General features: G+C 65.5%; 12 protein-coding genes. 7 read left to right on the top strand and 5 right to left on the bottom strand.

Features of this window, described 5'->3' with window-relative positions:
• Positions 1-2: 2 nt before the first annotated feature.
• Both IPJ61_RS03520 and IPJ61_RS03525 read right to left on the bottom strand, forming a co-directional pair.
• Complete coding sequence (locus tag IPJ61_RS03520) at positions 3-1,418, bottom strand: right-handed parallel beta-helix repeat-containing protein (protein WP_297103110.1); 1,416 nt, start codon at positions 1,416-1,418, stop codon at positions 3-5.
• A 343-nt stretch (positions 1,419-1,761) separates the two neighbouring features.
• Complete coding sequence (locus IPJ61_RS03525; protein WP_297103113.1) at positions 1,762-3,159, bottom strand: L,D-transpeptidase; 1,398 nt, start codon at positions 3,157-3,159, stop codon at positions 1,762-1,764.
• Positions 3,160-3,387: 228 nt separating this feature from the next.
• Here IPJ61_RS03525 and argG point away from each other — a divergent pair, with 228 nt between their 5' ends.
• From argG to IPJ61_RS03560, 7 genes are all read left to right on the top strand, one after another.
• Positions 3,388-4,812, top strand: coding sequence for an argininosuccinate synthase (argG, locus tag IPJ61_RS03530; protein ID WP_297103116.1), 1,425 nt, complete (start codon positions 3,388-3,390; stop codon positions 4,810-4,812).
• Between the two features lie 2 nt (positions 4,813-4,814).
• The gene (locus IPJ61_RS03535; RefSeq protein WP_297103119.1) at positions 4,815-6,233 is read left to right on the top strand and encodes a Stealth CR1 domain-containing protein; all 1,419 of its coding nucleotides are present in this window, start codon (positions 4,815-4,817) and stop codon (positions 6,231-6,233) included.
• A 131-nt stretch (positions 6,234-6,364) separates the two neighbouring features.
• Positions 6,365-8,065 (top strand): CDP-glycerol glycerophosphotransferase family protein, encoded by a 1,701-nt coding sequence (locus IPJ61_RS03540; RefSeq protein WP_297103123.1) that lies wholly within the window; start codon positions 6,365-6,367, stop codon positions 8,063-8,065.
• Between the two features lie 2 nt (positions 8,066-8,067).
• Entirely contained in the window at positions 8,068-8,796 is a 729-nt protein-coding gene (locus IPJ61_RS03545; protein ID WP_297103126.1) for an IspD/TarI family cytidylyltransferase, read from the top strand.
• A gap of 5 nt (positions 8,797-8,801) precedes the next feature.
• Positions 8,802-9,854, top strand: coding sequence for an NAD-dependent epimerase/dehydratase family protein (locus tag IPJ61_RS03550; RefSeq protein ID WP_297103129.1), 1,053 nt, complete (start codon positions 8,802-8,804; stop codon positions 9,852-9,854).
• A 17-nt stretch (positions 9,855-9,871) separates the two neighbouring features.
• Positions 9,872-11,176: a polysaccharide pyruvyl transferase family protein gene (locus IPJ61_RS03555; protein ID WP_297103131.1), complete on the top strand. Its 1,305-nt coding sequence runs from the start codon at positions 9,872-9,874 to the stop codon at positions 11,174-11,176.
• Positions 11,173-12,615, top strand: a complete 1,443-nt coding sequence (locus IPJ61_RS03560) for a polysaccharide pyruvyl transferase family protein (protein WP_297103134.1) — start codon at positions 11,173-11,175, stop codon at positions 12,613-12,615. Before IPJ61_RS03555 ends, IPJ61_RS03560 begins: the two co-directional genes overlap by 4 nt.
• A gap of 111 nt (positions 12,616-12,726) precedes the next feature.
• Here the strand turns inward: IPJ61_RS03560 and IPJ61_RS03565 are convergent, their stop codons facing one another.
• The 3 genes from IPJ61_RS03565 to IPJ61_RS03575 all read right to left on the bottom strand — a co-directional run bounded on the left by IPJ61_RS03565 (position 12,727) and on the right by IPJ61_RS03575 (position 17,080).
• Positions 12,727-14,280: a stealth family protein gene (locus IPJ61_RS03565; protein ID WP_297103136.1), complete on the bottom strand. Its 1,554-nt coding sequence runs from the start codon at positions 14,278-14,280 to the stop codon at positions 12,727-12,729.
• A gap of 305 nt (positions 14,281-14,585) precedes the next feature.
• Positions 14,586-15,758: a glycoside hydrolase family 16 protein gene (locus IPJ61_RS03570; RefSeq protein ID WP_297103138.1), complete on the bottom strand. Its 1,173-nt coding sequence runs from the start codon at positions 15,756-15,758 to the stop codon at positions 14,586-14,588.
• Positions 15,755-17,080: a glycoside hydrolase family 16 protein gene (locus tag IPJ61_RS03575; protein ID WP_297103141.1), complete on the bottom strand. Its 1,326-nt coding sequence runs from the start codon at positions 17,078-17,080 to the stop codon at positions 15,755-15,757. The genes IPJ61_RS03570 and IPJ61_RS03575 overlap by 4 nt, the downstream gene beginning before the upstream one ends.
• Positions 17,081-17,233: the final 153 nt, after the last annotated feature.

Genomic DNA, 17,233 nt, shown 5'->3' on the forward strand with positions numbered 1-17,233 from the left:
GCCTAGAGCTTTACCACCTTGCCGCCGCTCCTGGTGACGACACCCTTCTTCTTGCCGCCGGAGACCGAGTTTTTAACCGTCTCGAGCTTGCCCTTCGCGTGGACGAGAATGGCAATCTGCTTGTTGCTCTTCACGCTCATCTTCTCGACCACGGTGCCCTGGGTACCCGAGCCCGACAAGCGCAAACCGTTGGCCTTGTTCTTGCTCACGACGTTGTCGGCGCCCGACACCGCAATGCGCCCCTTGGACGTAACCGCGATGCCATCCCCCTGTGCGGAGGTCACCGAGTTGGACGCCTTCAGGGTGAGCTTGCCGCCGCCGGAGACGGAGATGTTGCTATTCCCGGAGCCCTTCACGGTGGTCCCGGTGAGCGTGGCCGCACCCTTCGACGGAACGGAGAGTCCGTACTTCTTCGAGGACTCGATGATGGAGCTCTTGAGCGTGATCTTGGTGCCCGAGTCGGTGGCGAGTACCCCGTTGTAGCCGTTCTTCGTGATCTTCGTCTTGGTCAGGCTGCCTTTGACGGAGCCCCGCGTGCCGACCCCGTGCCGGCCATTGGAGGCGATGCTGGACCCGGTCACCTTGATCGATGCCTTCTTGGTCAACGAGATGCCGCATACCTTGTTCCTCGACATGCTGGTCGAGGACACAGTCGCCTCCGAGGCATCGAGCGCCAGCCCGTGCCCCGTCTTCCCTGTGGTGCTGCCCGAGACGCCTTGGCCGTTGCCGTCGAGCGCGCTGCCGCTGACGGTCCCCGACGACTTCTTGGACAGCATCAGACCCGTCCTCTCGTTCGAGGTCGCCGTGAGGCGGACAGCGGTGACCTTCGTCTCCTGCATATAGACGCCGTCTCGCCCGTTGGCCGTGACTTTGACGTCCTCGACCTTGAGCGTCGAGCCGTTGTACCCGGCTATGCCGTTGTTGGCCGCGTTCTTGACGGTGAGGTCGGAGTAGTTGACATTGGCAGCGCTGGCGCTGAACACATTCGCCGAGCCGCGCTTGGCACCATCCCACACGCCGCCGTACACGCCACTGGTCACGTGGTCGAAGCGGAGCATGTGACTGTCAGACCCGCGCCAGGTCACGGTGGTGTTGGGTTGCGCGACCAGGTACACGTGGTTGGCGGGCCGAACGGCCTTCTTGACGGCGAAGCTGCCGACAGGCAACACAACGACTCGGGGCTTGCTCGAACTCGCCGCGGTCTTGGTCGCCGCGATGAGGTCAGTGGTGATGTCTGTCCTCGCGGCGAGCCTCACGACGCTGTACGTGCCGCCGATATCGAGCGCGTCGGCAGCCACGCTGAGGTCGGTGGAAGCGGCGGCATTCGCATCGGGGGCGGCGTATGTCGCGGTGAGCGCGGCGGTGAGGAGCGCGGCGCCGATCAGACGAAAGAGGGGCTTGGGGGAGCCGGTTCGCACGAGGTATCTCTCCAGGTCGGGTGTGATTGCGTGCCCCCCAGGGACGTTTGCCCGCGCAGAATCATACGTGAAGAGGTCCCTGGATCGAAAATCGGCCCCTGCTAGGTGGTCGGTGTCGAACAGCGCTTCCTCCGGCGAGGACGTGCCAGGCGGGATGAGATACGCCCCCCGATCTCGTAAGCATATTGGACACACTCGTCAAGGTATTGGCGGGTCGCAGATCGCCCGATCTGGTGCGCCGTAGCCGAGGAATGATTGTCCAGCACGCTCCTACGGAAGCGCGGAGAGATCCGTGGCATAGGAATGGGCCGGTGCGTTTTCCGCACCGGCCCACCTGATTGGCTCACCCGTAGACGATCACCTTGTCGCCGACGCGGACTTGGTCGAACAGCTTCCTGATCCCCGAGCGGTCGCGGATGTTCACGCAGCCGTGGGACGAGCCGTTGTAGCCACGGGCGGCGAAGTCCGCTGAGTAGTGCACGGCCTGACCGCCGGAGAAGAACATCGCGAACGGCATCGGCGTGTGGTAGATCGACGAGACGTGATCACGCGACTTCCAGTAGACCTTGAACGAGCCGTTGCGCGTGGGGTACTTCGTGACGTGGCCGAAGCGGGCGTCGAACGTCTTCTTGATCACGCCGTCAACCATCCACCGCATCTTCCGGTCCTTCTTCGAGATGCAGAGCGTCCGGCCGGTCAGGCACCGCGAATCGATGGTGCCGGCGACGCGGCTGACCTTGAACTTCGAGGACTTGCGCGCGGCGGTGCCGTCGTCGACGAGCACACGCCAGGTCGTGGTGCCAATGGCGTTCACGCCGTACGGCAACTCGATCTTGTAGGAGGTGCCCGTGTACTTCACCTTGACCTTGACGGTCTTCTTCGTGGTCCAATTTCCGTTCAGGTTGACCTGCGCGCGGACCTTAACCTTGCCTTCGTAGCCGGTGATCTTGCCCTTGGCGTAGACCTTCGAGCCGATCTGCTTCGTCCGGTCTGCCTTTGCCGTGATGGCGCGCAGCGGGATGCGCTGCAGCTTGACCTTCGACGACGTCGCCTTCTGTGAACCGGAGGTCGCCGTCACCCGCCAGGTGCGCGTGCCGACCTTGTTCTTGGCGTAGGGCAACTCGACCTTGTACGCGTCGGCGCCCCTCCTGACGGTGACGGTCTTCTTCGTGCTCCACTTGCCGTCGACGTAGACCTGGGCCTTGACGGTGACCGCGTCGTCGAAGCCGGTCAGCTTGCCGCTCGCGGTGACCGTCGACCCCACCCGCTTAGGGGTGGCGGCCGTGATGCTCACCTTCTGAGCGAGGCGCTTGATCTTGAACGACGTGGAGGTCGCAGAGACGGCCGCGGTCTCACCGCTGGCGGGCACCGCGGCGACGACCTGCCACTCGGAGGTGCCGAGCGTCCCGGTCTTGTAGGTCAGCGGCAGCACAAACGCCGAGCCGGCCTCGGCCGCGGCGACGGTGGTTGCCGCGCCCTGGTCCTTCCATGCGCCGTCGACCTTCGCCTGGGCCTGCACGGTGACGTCGCCCGTCGCGTTCGTGACGGTGACCTTTCCCTTCGCGGCGACGGCGCTGTGCAGGTACGCCGACGACGGCGCGGTGGCCGACACCGCGATCTCTATTACTGGTGCCGTCTCAACTGGCGGCTCGCCCTCGTCGGCCACGGCCTTACCGACCGAACCCGAGGCGAGGAGCGCGCCGCTCACAGCGGCAATGACAATTTGGCGTAGCAGCTTCACGCGGCCAGTCCTTTGCGATGACATGGTGTCCCCCGATCGTCAAGAGATCCGCGGCCGGCCTGTCGGGCCGCCGTGTGGCTGCTCCTCGGCCGTCGGAATCTCAATCCCTTTTGGACTAATACGCTCGGTCGCGGTCGGGGGTTGCATACGATCGGCGCAACTTCAGCCTAACATCCGCACGCGTGCCCTCCTGCCGTCGGGGGGGTCGGCATCGACTAGCATGTCCGGGTGGCAAAAGTACTGACTTCCCTTCCCGTCGGCGAGCGTCTCGGCATCGCGTTCTCCGGCGGACTCGACACCTCCGTCGCCGTGGCGTGGATGCGCGAGGCCGGGGCCGTGCCCTGCACCTACACCGCCGACATCGGCCAGTACGACGAGCCGGACATCGCGTCCGTACCTGGTCGCGCCCTGCTCTACGGCGCCGAAATCTCGCGCCTGGTCGACTGCCGCGCACAGCTCGTCGATGAGGGCCTCTCGGCGCTGGCATGCGGCGCGTTCCACATCCGGTCCGCGGGCAAGGCCTACTTCAACACCACCCCCATCGGCCGCGCAGTCACCGGCACCATGCTCGTGCGTGCCATGGCGGAGGACGACGTGTTCATCTGGGGCGACGGCTCTACCTACAAGGGCAACGACATCGAGCGGTTCTACCGCTACGGCCTGATGGCCAACCCGCAGTTGCGGATCTACAAGCCCTGGCTGGACCAGGACTTCGTCACGCAGCTCGGCGGCCGCGACGAGATGAGCCAGTGGCTACTCGAGCGCGACCTTCCCTACCGCGACTCCAAGGAGAAGGCGTACTCGACGGACGCCAACATCTGGGGCGCGACCCACGAAGCCAAGACCCTCGAGGACCTGAACGTCTCCCTCGAGACCGTCGAGCCCATCATGGGTGTCAAGTACTGGGATTCCTCTGTCGACATCGCGACAGAGGACGTCACCGTCGGCTTCGACATGGGCCGCCCCATCTCGATCAACGGAGTCCGCTTCGACGACGCGGTCGCCCTCGTCATGGAGGCCAACGCGATCGGCGGGCGCCACGGCCTCGGCATGAGCGACCAGATCGAGAACCGCATCATCGAGGCGAAGTCGCGCGGCATCTACGAGGCTCCGGGCATGGCGCTGCTGTGGATCGCGTACGAGCGGCTGTTGTCGGCCATCCACAACGAGGACACCCTCGCGAACTATCGCTCCGAGGGCCTGCGCCTCGGCCGGCTGCTGTACGAGGGCCGCTGGATCGACCCGCAGTCGCTGATGCTGCGCGAGTCCATCCAGCGCTGGGTCGCCTCCGCGGTCACCGGCGAGGTCGACCTGCGACTGCGCCGCGGGGACGACTACACCATCCTGGACACGCGCGGTCCGAACCTGTCCTACTCCCCCGAGAAGCTCTCGATGGAGCGGGTCGAGGACGCGGCGTTCGGCCCCGTCGACCGCATCGGCCAGCTGACCATGCGCAACCTCGACATCGCCGACTCCCGCGCGAAGTTGGAGCTGTACGCCACCCAGGGCACGCTGCTCGCCGGCCAGGCGGACCTGATCGGCGCCATCGAGCAGGGCAGGTCCGCCGCGATCTCCGAGCTCGGCGCCGCGGCCCCGGACACCGACCTGGAGTCGGCTGCGCTGCGCTCAGCCATGGACTCGGGCACCGACTGATCGTGCGCCTCTCCACCGCGGCCCATCGCGGCCTCCGCGCCCGCGAAGCAGCGCAGGAGGCCGTGGGCCATGCGTGGACCCGGGCGCGCGACCGGCGCCTCGCTCCGCCGGATGCGGTGTGGACGACGCTCGGCGGGCGGGCACTCGCGGCCCGGCGGGTGACCTCGTTCGTCGGCAGCAAGGCGATCGACGCCACGCTCGCGGAGGTCACCGCCGCGTTGACGATGGCCGGCGTGATGCACGAGGTCGCGGCGACCTACCCACCGACGGTGGCCGTCCCCTCCGCGTCCTGGCCGGTGGTCATCGCCGCGTTGAAACCGCTCGATCTCCACGCCCAGCAGGCGAACGGTCCCACTCCCCTCACACGGCTCCGCCCCCAGCCGGGGGCCATCCGCGTCTTCCGGACGTGGGCGTCTCCCTCCGGCAGCTACCTGGCCGGCGCTGATGTCGGCATAGACCTCGTCCGCGGGGAGGCGCCGGCCTCGGTTCCCGCGCTCGGCGACATCGACGCCGTCTTCACCTGGGTCGACGGCGCGGACCCGGCCTGGCAGGACCGGAAGCGGCAGCGGCTGCAGACGTTGACCCATGAGTCGCTGCACGAGGCCGCCGCCAACGACGCCCGCTTCACCCAGATCGACGAGCTCCGCTACGCCCTCCGCGCCGTCGCCCGGTACGCGCCTTGGATCCGCCGCATCCACCTGGTCACCGACGGCCAGTCGCCGCGCTGGCTCGCGGACGAGTTCCCGCACGTGAGCCTCGTCCGTCACGAGGAGATCTTCTCCGACCCCACGGCCCTTCCAACCTTCAACTCGCATGCCATCGAGTCCCGGCTCCACCACATTCCGGGGCTCGCGGAGCGCTATCTGTACTTCAACGACGACTTCCTCCTCGGCCGCTACGCACAGCCGACCGACTACTTCACCACCGACGGCCGCCCGCGGGTCTTCCTCACGAAGGAGTCCGTCCCCGGCGGCGCGGCGACCCTCGAGGACCAGCCGGTCGTGGCCGCGGCGAAGAACAACGCGGAGGTCCTCGCCGCGACGACGGGCACGCGCGCGACGTTCAAGCTAAAGCATGCGCCGTACGCCACGCTGCGGTCGGTAGCGTGCGAGCTGGAGGCCCTGGCCGCGGAGCGGTTCAGGGAGACCCAGTGCTCACCGTTTCGCGCCCCGTCGGACCTCTCCGTGGCGTCGTCGCTGCTGGCCTACTACGCACTGGCGACGGGCCGCGCCGTGAAGGGCGAGATCAGCCACTTCTACGCCGACATCGCCTCCGAAGAGCTCACCTGGCGCCTGCCCCGCCTACTTGAGCACCGCGACGCCGCCGTCATCTGCCTGAACGCCACCTTCGACGTGCCCGCTGCGGCAGCACGTCGCGTCAGCGCCTGGGCGGGGCGCTACTTCCCCCTCCTCGCGACGTAGCTGATGCCTCCGCTGCTCCTGTATCGTTCCTACGAGCATCCCTGCGCTCCGACACGGGCCAGCCCCAGCTCGTCGGTCCGTAGTTTCTGCCCTCGCCCCCCGGACGAACATGCCGAGAGAGGTTGCCCCCAATGGCCACTCACCTGACCGTCACCGCGATCGAGTGGGAACGGGTCCATCTGACCATCCGCCTGCAGGTCACCTCCTACGGGACGGCGGCGGACGACGTCCCCTCCGTCGACCGTATCTTCATCCGCGACGTCACCCAGTGGCACGACGTCGAGTGGTCGGGCGAGGGCGACGACAGCTACGTCGTCCACATCAACATCTCGACCTTCCGGAACCGCACCTTCCTTCCCAGCGGCACGTGGAAGTTCCACGCTGTGCTGAGCAGCGGCGAGGAGATCGGCGCGACCTGCGACCTCGACGCCGTCGATGCCCTCGACGACTACACCCGCGTTTTCCTCTTCTCGGACAATAAGAAGGCCTACACCGTCTCGTTCGGCATCACGGAGAACGAGCTTGCTCCGTTGCTCGCCATGCGCTCGTACCTCTTCTCCCGGGGAGGGCCTGCGGCCAAGCCCTCGCTGCTGCGCCACCCGATCAAGCGCCTATGGAGGGAGGCGAAGGGCGTCACCTCCGGGGTCCGCAAGCGCAAGGTCGTCCGAATGATCTACGACGCGGAGCTGAAGGCCCATCAAATACGGCGGGCCATGCAGCGGTCAGGGGGCAATCCGCCCAGGCCGCGGATCCTTTTCGCGTCCGAGCAGCGCAATGGGCTGGAGGGCAACCTGCTCGCCGTCCGCGACCGGATGGTCGAGCGGGGCCTTCAGAAGGACTTCGACTTCCGGTACTCCTTCCGCACACCCCAGACCGCGGAGCGCAAGACGCTCATCGCGATGCTGAGGAAGCTGGCGCAGGCCGACATCGTCCTCCTCGACGACTACTTCGCCCCGCTCGACTGGCTGAGGCTCAACCCGGAGGCCAAGTACATTCAGCTGTGGCACGCGGGCAGCGGCTTCAAGAGCATCGGCTACAGCCGGTTCGGCAAGTTCGGCTCGCCTGCGCTCCGGAACGCCCACCGCCACTACACCTACTCGATCACCGGGTCGCGGCACCTCAAGCACGTGTACGCGGAGGCGTTCGGCATCGAGGAGGAGGCCGTCATCCCGACTGGACTGCCCCGGATCGACGCCTTCCTCGACCCCGCACGGCAGGCCGAGGCCACCGAGCGGGTCTACCGGAGGTTCCCGAACCTGAAGGGCAAGCGCGTCATCCTCTTCGCCCCGACCTTCCGAGGACGCGGGCTGAAGGACGCCAGCTACGACTACGGCCAGATCGACTTCGAGGAGCTGTACGACTTCTGCGGCGAGGACACCATCGTCGCGTTTCGGATGCACCACTTCATCCCCGGCCCCGTCCCGATCCCTGACTCGATGCGCGACCGTCTCGTCGACGTGTCGCACTACGCGGAGGGCAACGAGCTCCTCCTCGTCTCCGACATCCTCATCACCGACTACTCGTCGATCATCTATGAGTTCTCGCTCCTCAAGCGCCCCATGCTGTTCTTCGCCTACGACGAGCAGGTCTACTCCGCCGTACGCGGCTTCCACCGGCGCTACGCCGAGACCGCTCCTGGCAAGATCTGCCACACGTTCGGCGAGTTGCTCACGGCTCTCAGGGACGGCGACCACGAGACTTGGCGTGGCGACAAGTTCCGCGAGGAGAACTTCGACCACATCGACGCCCGCTCCTCAGACCGGGTCATCGACTGGTTGATCCTGGGCGAGCCGCCGCTAGAAGCCATCGCACCCGTCACGAGTCAGGGGTGATCATGACCACGAACGTCGCCGTCATCTTCGCCGGGGGAATGGGCACACGCATGAACAGCCACGCGTTACCCAAGCAGTTCCTCGAGATCCACGGCAAGCCGATCCTGGTCCACACACTCGAGAAGTTCGAGAACCACCCGGACATCGACGCAATCGCGCTGGCCACGCACCCCGACTGGCGGGCGATGACCGAGAAGCTGCTGCGGCGACACGAGATCACGAAGGCGCGCTGGGTCGTCAACGGCGGCGAGACAGGTCAGGAGTCGCGGCACAAGGCGCTGCGCGCGGTGGCGGCCGACGTCGACGATCCGAGCGACACCCTCGTCCTGCTGCACGACGGCGTCCGCCCCCTAATCAACGACGAGCTCATCTCCGCCAACATCGCAACGGCGACCGAGCGCGGCAACGCCATAACCTGCACCAAGTTCAACGAGACGGTCGCGGTCAGCTCCGACGACACCATCAGCGAGGTCATCCCCCGCGACCACATCTACGCAGCGCAGGCCCCGCAGACGTTCCACCTCGACGAGATCCTCGGCCTATACGACCTCGCCGTCGCCCAGGGAGAGCACGACTCGATCGACTCCTGCTCGCTCATGGAGGCGCACGGCCGGACGCTGTACCGCGTCGAGGGACCCCGGTCCAACATCAAGATCACCACGGCGGAGGACTTCTACGTGTGCCGCACCTACTTCGACGTCCTCGAGACGCGTCAGATCGCGGGCCTGTGATGGCGGTGGCGCTCACTCCCGTCATCGCCGAGGACGTCGCCGAGATCGTCGGCCGCGCCCTGCCCTGGGGCGAGCTTTCGGGTGCGACGGCGCTCGTCACCGGCGCCAACGGCATGCTCCCCTCCTACGCCGTTCACACGCTCCTGGGGCTCAACGACGCCCTCGGCGCCGGCATCCGGGTCGTCGGCCTGGTCCGCAACGAACAGAAGGCACGGCGCATCCTCGGGCCGGTCCTCGACCGCCCCGACTTCGACCTCCTCGCCACCGACGTGACGGCCCTCGACGCGTTCGACGGCCCGCTCGACCTCGTCATCCACGGCGCCAGCGCGGCCCGGCCCGCGCTGCACGCGGCCGATCCGGTGGCCACGATCAAGGCAAACCTTCTCGGCAGCTTCTCGCTGCTCGACCTCTGCGTCGCGAAGGGAACGGGGCGCTTCGTGCTGATGTCGTCGTCGGAGGTCTACGGGGCGCAACCCGCCGACGTGCGGCTGATCCCGGAGAACTCGTACGGCGGCTTCGACATCCTCGATCCGCGCGCCAGCTACTCCGAGGGCAAGCGCGCGGCGGAGACCATCGCGAGCGTCTACGCGCACCAGCACGGCATCGACGCCCGCATCGTGCGATTCGGCCACATCTACGGCCCCGGCATGGCGCTAGACGACGGCCGCGTCCAGGCCGACTTCGCCGCAAATGTCGTCCGCGGCGAGAACATCGTCCTGAACAGCGACGGCGCCGCGATGCGAACCTACACGTATGTCGCCGACGCAGTGGCCGGGATGTTCACCGCGCTGCTCATCGGAACGGAGCGCGTCTACAACGTCGCCGACGCGAACGGCATGGTCAGCATCCGCGAGCTCGCGCGGATGTTCGCGCAGGCACGGCCGGAGCGGAACCTGGAGCGGATCTTCGCCAACCCCGAGCACGCCGACGACCGCGCCTACAACAGAGCCAAGTACCTGGGTCTTGACAGCTCCGCCCTTGAGGCACTGGGGTGGAGCGCGCAGGTAGACCTGACCCGCGGCATCGACCGGATGCTGCGCAGTTACGAGAGTCGCTGAGCAGAGAGGGTAGCGACGTGCCGGCTACACCTGATCCCCTGCGGATCCTGCTGCTGACGAACCGGGATTGGGACAACGTCGGCGATCAGTTGATCGAAGCCTGCGCCATCTCCCTCATCGAGAGCGCGATGAAGAACCTCGGCTGGGAGCACGGCAGCTACCAGATAGACAGTCGCGACGCCGAGATCATCCCTCAGCGGTACCGAGAGACTGGGGACACAAGTCTTCTTGGACCTGCCCGAGCGGCGATCTCGAATGCAGACCTCATCGTCTTCGGCGGATCGCCATTGTTCAACTACGCCTACCAAGACTTCTACCTGCGCACGATCAAGACGCTGGAATTGGCCCAGGAGTATGGGGTTCCCGCCATCTTCTCAAGCATCGGCGTAGAGACCTTCAACGGAGAGGATCCCAAAGCCATCGCCCTCAAGGAGGCGCTCGCGCTCTCGGTGGTTCGTCAGATCACCACGCGCGACGACCTCGACTCGCTCAGGATGTTCACCGAAGGGACGGGCCTGCCCACCGCGCTCGTCGCCGATCCCGCCGTCTTCACCGACCTCGTCCTCGGTCCCGCCGCCGCCAGACCTGCAGAGCCACGGACCGAGAGACGCATCGGTCTCATGGTTACCCGAGCGGGCATCTTCAAGGACAACGGGCTCCCGTTCACCGCTAGACGGCAGCGCCGTTTCTGGCGCGACGTGGTTACCGAGCTCACAGCCCGTGGCTATGACTACCGGCTCTTCACCACCGGACACTTCGCCGACGAGACGCTGCTCGACCAGATGGTGAAGGAGGACGGCTTCCCGCTGCGCAAAGCCTGCATTGCCGTTAACTCGCCCGAGGAGCTACAGGCTCAACTCACTGCCTGCGACGGCGTCATCGCCTTCCGTCTCCACGCCTCCATCGCGGCCTTCGCCTACGGCATCCCGTGCATCGGGCTCTCCTGGAACCCCAAAGTCCCGTATTTCTACCAGTCCGTTGGACTTGCACACCGTGCTCTTCCGGTCGAGCGCTGGAGCGCCGACGAGGTTGTCCCTGCTCTTGAGACCGCCATGGCCGAAGGAGTTCACAAGGACATCGCCTTCCTCATGACCGTCTACGAGTCGCTGTTCTCGGGCATCAGGAGCGTCGTCGCTCCCGATAACGCCGTGGCACCCTACAGCCATGACCAGCTTCGCGCCGAGCTTCAGCGCTACCCCGGAACCACCCCGCAGGAGTACCGCGCCAAGGTCACCCGCAAGCTCCGACGGGCCTATGAGGCCTATCAGCGGCACGCCTTTGTACCTGCTCAACCGAGGTCAATCGGTAAGATGCCCGCGTGAGTTCCGATCAAAATGCCGCCGCCCCTCAGACCGTGCGCGCACCCGCACCGGGGAGCAAGGTCCGGGTTCTCCTGCTCACCAACAGGGACTCCGACAACGTCGGTGACCAGTTGATCGAGGCGTCCGCGATCTCACTGATCAAAGGCGTCATGAAGACCCTCGGGCTGCCACCGCGATCGTACGTCATCCGCAGCCGTGCGGCCGGAATCATCTCCAAGGCCTACCTGAAGAGCGGCAACCCCGCGCTGCTCAAGCCGGCCCGCGACGCCATCGCCAGCTCCGACGTCATCGTCTTCGGCGGGGCACCCTTGTTCAACTACTCCTACCAGATGTTCTACCTACGAACGATCCGCACGATCGAGTTGGCCCAGGAGTACGGCATCCCGGTCCTGTTCTCCAGCATCGGCGTAGAACCATTCGACGACACCAACCCCAAGTCCCTGCAACTCAAGAAGGCTCTCGAACTACCCGTCGTCCGGCAGATCACCACCCGAGACGACCTCGCCTCTGTGGAGAAGTACGTCGAGGGAACCGACATCGCCATCGCCCACGTGTCCGACCCAGCCGTCTTCGCCGACATCATCTTCGCCGCATCGCGACCGGCACCTTCCCAACCCATGACTGTTGGTGGGCGCCTCAGGCGCGCGATCCCGGCTCCCCTAGAGCGGGCCATCCGTCGCCTGCTCGGCAGACCCACTCCAACTAGAGGGTCCTCGGTCGCACCGGACTCGGGACGCCCGCAGTCCCCGAGAAAGAAGCAGATCGGTCTCGTGGTCACCCGCGCCGGGATCTTCAAAGACAACGGGATCAAGTTCACGCTCGCGGATCAGCGCTCATTTTGGAGGGATATTATCGCGGAGTTGACGGCCCGCGGCTATGACTACTCCTTGTTCACCACCGGACACTTCGCCGACGAAGCGGTCCTCGATCTGATGGTCAAATCAGACGGGATCCCGGCGGCCAAGGCGGCCGTCACTGTGAACTCGCCAGAAGAACTACACACCCAACTCAGCGCCTGCGACGGCATCATCGCCTTCCGCCTCCACGCCTCCATCGCAGCCTTCGCCTACGGCATCCCCTCCATAGGACTCTCCTGGAACTTCAAAGTCCCCTACTTCTACCAGTCCGTCGGCCACCACGACAGGGCCCTCGACCCCAGCCGCTGGACCGCCACCGACGTCATCCCAGCACTAGAAAAGGCCATGAAAGAAGGCGTAACAAAAGACGAAGCCTTCCTCATGAGTGTATACGACACCCTCTTCACCGGACTCAAAAGCATCATCACGCCGGACAGCAAGACCACGCCCTGGACCTACACCCAACTCCAAGCCCAACTCCCCCGCTACGAAGGAACCAGCGAGAAAGAATACCGCGAAAAAGTCACACGAAAGCTCCGCCGCACCTACGAGAACTACCGACGCGTCGCGTACAAGAGTTGAGATATGGAGCGCCACTCGCGCCTTGTTCTGCCAGTAGAGCGCGAAACGATTCCTGACCGGGATCGACCTCTGAGGGCGACTCGGTCCTCGTCACGTCGTGTTTCCGCAGCGTCACTTCTCGAACGATGAAGGCACTGGGAAGTAGCTCTTCAGGAAGCGATCGATCACGGCGTCCTCGATGGGCACGAGGCCCTCCCCGGGGGCGTCGTTGAGACAGAAGACATCTCGGTCTCGTGCCCGCTGCAGGAGATCGAGGCGCCTGATATCGGCGGAGTCCTGGATGTTGAAGTAGTTGTAGCGCAGGGAGGCCCGCACCGCTGAGCCCGTCATCTGCGCGTAGTAGTGGAACAGTTGATCCGCAACGATGTCGTCGTGGTGCCGGAACCGGTGCGACGTGGTTTCGGCGTATGCCGCCGCGAACTCCTCCTCCATCCGCTGGTGCACCGAGCGTAACTGCGGGTAGGGCGTGTGCTTGATCGCCCGCGAGACCGTGACGCCGAACCTCTCCTGGAGGAGCGCCCTGATGTTGCGCGACAGGTTGAAGTGCGGCCCCTCCTCGATGCGGGGTGAGCCGAATGGGCGGCGGTTGTTGGCCGGCGAAACCCGCGCATGCCCGAATGGCGTGAAGAACCGGTCCGGCGTGATCCACCGACCGATGAAAAAATCATCGTTCATGAAGATGTAGTGCTCGCTCAATCCCGCGATGTGGTGCAGGGACGAGATGATCGCGTTGGAGTTGAAGGTAGGCAGGTTCGCCGGGTCCGTGAAGATGTCGCGGTGGTCGACGACCTGGATCTTCGGGTTGTTCACATCAAGCCACGCGGGCACCTGATCGTCGGTGACCAGATAGATCTTCCGCACCCACGGGGCGAAGTACTCGAGCGAACGAAGCGAATACCGCAACTCCTCATGGTCGGCGAAACGCGAGGCCGTCGTCGCCTCGGGATGATACTCGACCCCCCGCTCGTCCGCCTCCGCGCGGGCACGCTTCTCGCGCCAACGCGGGTCGCTGCCGTCAACCCAGGTGTAGACCACGTCGATGGGAAACACCACGTCGTCCACCATCCGCTGCGCGAAAACAGCGGGGGTCTGCACTGTCATCCCGTGCCACTGCGCAGGAACCAGAGCGAACTCGGAGAGTGGCAGCTGCTTGGATGCCGCGTTCTCCCGGGGGGCTACCAGATACTCCGCACCGTCGAGTTCCTCCGTCGCCCAGAACTCAAGCTCGCAACCGAACTGCGCACGGATGATCCAGGGTACGTCGTTCAGCTTGCGCGGCTTGAAGATCGCCAACACATCCTCGGAGCACAAGCTCGCAGCGTCGGCGCTCGCGAGGGGGAACTCGCGGTCAAAGTACCGCTTCTTGATCCGCACCCAGTAGCCGAGCTCACCTAGCCTCCGCAGGGCGGAGCTCACGCGCTCCCTGTCTGCGGCATGGACTCCCACCTTGCTGGCGTTGTCAGTCTCGCGGCCGAAGCTCCACGCTTGGATCCCCTCCTGCTCCAGCGCCTCAAGGACATCTGTCAGCGATGCCGTCAAGATGCGCACTGGAGTCCGCGCATCGGCGCGCACCGGGTGGGAAAGGGCCGCTGGGCGAACGCGGTCCCAGGTGCGGGCTCCTGCACGAATCCGGCGCTTGATCAGCGCCTTGGCGTCACTGAGCATGGGACCTCCGCTTCCTGTCCGGTCGGTATGGTGACTAGCAGCATAGCGACGGCGTCACCCCTACGGCTCGGCTACCTTGCCGCCGCCTCTGGCGAGGGGGCTTCTCCTTGCTGCCGGAGACGACGTTCTCCATAGTCTCCATGGATATTACGCTCTTGTGCGCGTCTGAGATCGGTCGAGTGCGTCCCGTCCCGCGCGGCTCAGCGATCACCGGAACACTGGCTCACCCATCCGCGGAGCAGCGGCTCTCACCGAGCGCAATAAGCAAACTACTACCCCGCGTAGATCGGACGCGGGGAGAGGCTTTAGTTACGCTTCTCCCACGCCTCGATCCAGTCGACGCTCATGCTCGCCTCACCGAGATCGGTCTCGACCACGCCCGGCAGGCTCTGTTTGGGCTCGGTCAAGAGCGGCAGTTCCCAGTCGGAAGTCAATAGGCTCATGATGAGGATGTACTCGTCGCCCTTCACCGCCGTGGCCTTGATCCGGCTGGTCTCCACCCCGTCGAGGCGGAAGATGAACTCCTTCCGGGTCCACTCCACCGAGAAGACGTGGTACTCGTCCCACCACTGGCGATCCGCCGCCGCATCCTCAAGGACATAGCCGCCGAGCTGGGTCAGTTTCCCATTTTCCTCAACGTCAGCGTGGACGATGTTGCTCACGCCCTTGCCGTAGCCGAATGCCTCGATCATGTCGATCTCGGCTCCCTTCGGGGTCTGCGTGCCGTTGTTGCGCGTCGTCTGAATCCATACCGAGCCATGCATGCCCTGGCCCACGGGAAACTTCACGCGCGCCGCGACGATGCCCTCAGGGATCCGGAACGACGTGCTGGTGTCGACCATGCCGTTGGCAAAGACTCCCTCCGGGCACCCTTCGACGTCGATCGCCTGCGCCTTCTCCAATGCCTCCGCCCGCTCGTCGCCCTTCAGCTTCTCGGCGGCCGCGATCGCGGCCGCCTTCTTGTCCTTCTGGGCCTTCCTTGCCGCGCGCTCGACCGCCTGGATCTCTTCGCGGTCCGCAGAGCTATCGGCGTCCAGCTTCCGGATCGACGCGATGAACTTCCCGTCTTCGACACGCGCCATCTCCGGGCGAGGAGCGGAGCACAAGCGGCTGCCGGCGTACACACCTGGGGCGCGGGTGGTCCAGGCGTCGCCGAGGCGCGAGCCTTTGAAGTCGTCTCGGAATACGCGCTTCCAGCCGTCAGCCTTCAGCGCTGCTGCCGAGAGGTCGACCTTCTCAGGTGTCGGCTCGGCATCGGGTGTGGGAGACGGCTCTGGGGTTGGCGAATCCGACGGCTCGGGACTCGCCACGCGCGTTGGGGCCGGGGACTGGCTGACGGAGGGGGCGATCTGCGGGACCGCACCGCCGCCGATCCCGCGGAGGCTCGCCGTGGCCGCGGCTAGCCCCACCACCACGAGCACGCCCGCGACGGCGTAGCCCGCCACCCGCCGGCGGCTGATCGCATCGCGCGGGCTCATGCCTTCTCCCACGCCTCGACCCAAGCGACGTACACCTTCGACTTGGACACGTTCGCCTTCTTCACGGTGGACGCCTTGACGCCAGAGCCAGACATGCTCACAGGGTTCGTGAGCAGCGGCAGCTCCCAGTCCGAGGACAGCAGGCTCATGATCAACTGCTGCCGATCGCCCTTGACGTTGGACTTCGACAACCGCATGGTCTCCACGCCGTCGATGCGGTAGATGTAGGTCTTCCCAGACCACTCAACGGAGTAGACGTGGTACTTGTCCCACCACTTGGGATCCTTCGTCTTGGAGGCGAGGACGTAGGCGCCGGACCCGACGAGGGTCCCATTCTTCTTCTCGTCCGAGTGGAGGAAGTTGATGACGCCCTTCCCGTAGCCGAAAGACTCGACGATGTCGATCTCCGTTCCGCGGGGCTTCGCGGAACCGCTGCGCGTGGTCTGCAACCAGACCGAGCCGTGGAACCCCTGGCCCTTCGGGAACTTCACGCGCGCGGCCACAATGCCGCTCGGCATGGAGAAGCTCGTGCTGGTGTCGACGATCCCGTTGAGGAACACGCCGTTCACACAGCCCTTGGTCTCCATCGCCTCTGCCGCCTTGAGCGCCTTCTTCTTCGCGTCGCCCTTCAGCTTCTTGGCCGCCTTGATGGCGGCGTCCCGCTTCGCCTTCTGGACCTTCTTGGCCACCTTGTTGGCGGCGGCGATCATCGCCTTGTCCGCCTTCGACTTGGGGTCCAGCCGCCGAATCGACAGCACCGCGGTGTGGTTCTTGACCTCGACCATGCTCGGATCCGATGCGGCACAGGCGCGACCTCCGCTAAACCTGCCCGGGGCGCGCGTGGTCCACTTCGAACTCAGTTCGCGACCACCGAACCCGTCCCGGAAGGTGCGCTTCCACTGGGAGCCGCCCTCGACCGATGGGCTCGCCGCTGCAGCAACCGTCTTCTTCTTCACCTTCGTCTTGTCGGCGACGGCACGATACGTGCCGGTCCCGATTTTGGAGACGGTGAAGGAGGCGCGGCCCTTCTTGTCCATCTCGGCGGTGGCGACCTGCTTCCACTTCTTGCCCTGTTTCAGCTGAAGCGAGACGGGCCGCCCCTTCACCGCCTTGCTGAAGGTCGCGACCGCCACCCGCTTCTTGCCGTAGGTCACGGGATCAATGACGAGCTTGGCCTTCTTATCCACCTTCACGGAGGACTTCAGCGCGGCCGCCGACACCTTCACGGTCTGCGCCGCCTGTGCCGTCACGGGTGCTACCGGCCCCGCCACGAGGACCGTCGTGGCCAGTAACACAGCTATCAGCAGTCGCAGTCTCTTCATCTCGCCTACCTCGTTTCCTCAGATTCGTCCCTCGCTGAGCGCGGACGGAGTTGTCCACGATACAGGGCGACCCGACCAGTGCTGAACTCACCTTCGACGCCTGACTGCGCACAAGCTCCGCCGCCCTGGCCGTGGCCGCGTTGAATCTGACCC

Origin of the sequence: Tessaracoccus sp. (assembly GCF_016714275.1) — a bacterium.
Lineage (GTDB): Bacteria > Actinomycetota > Actinomycetes > Propionibacteriales > Propionibacteriaceae > Arachnia.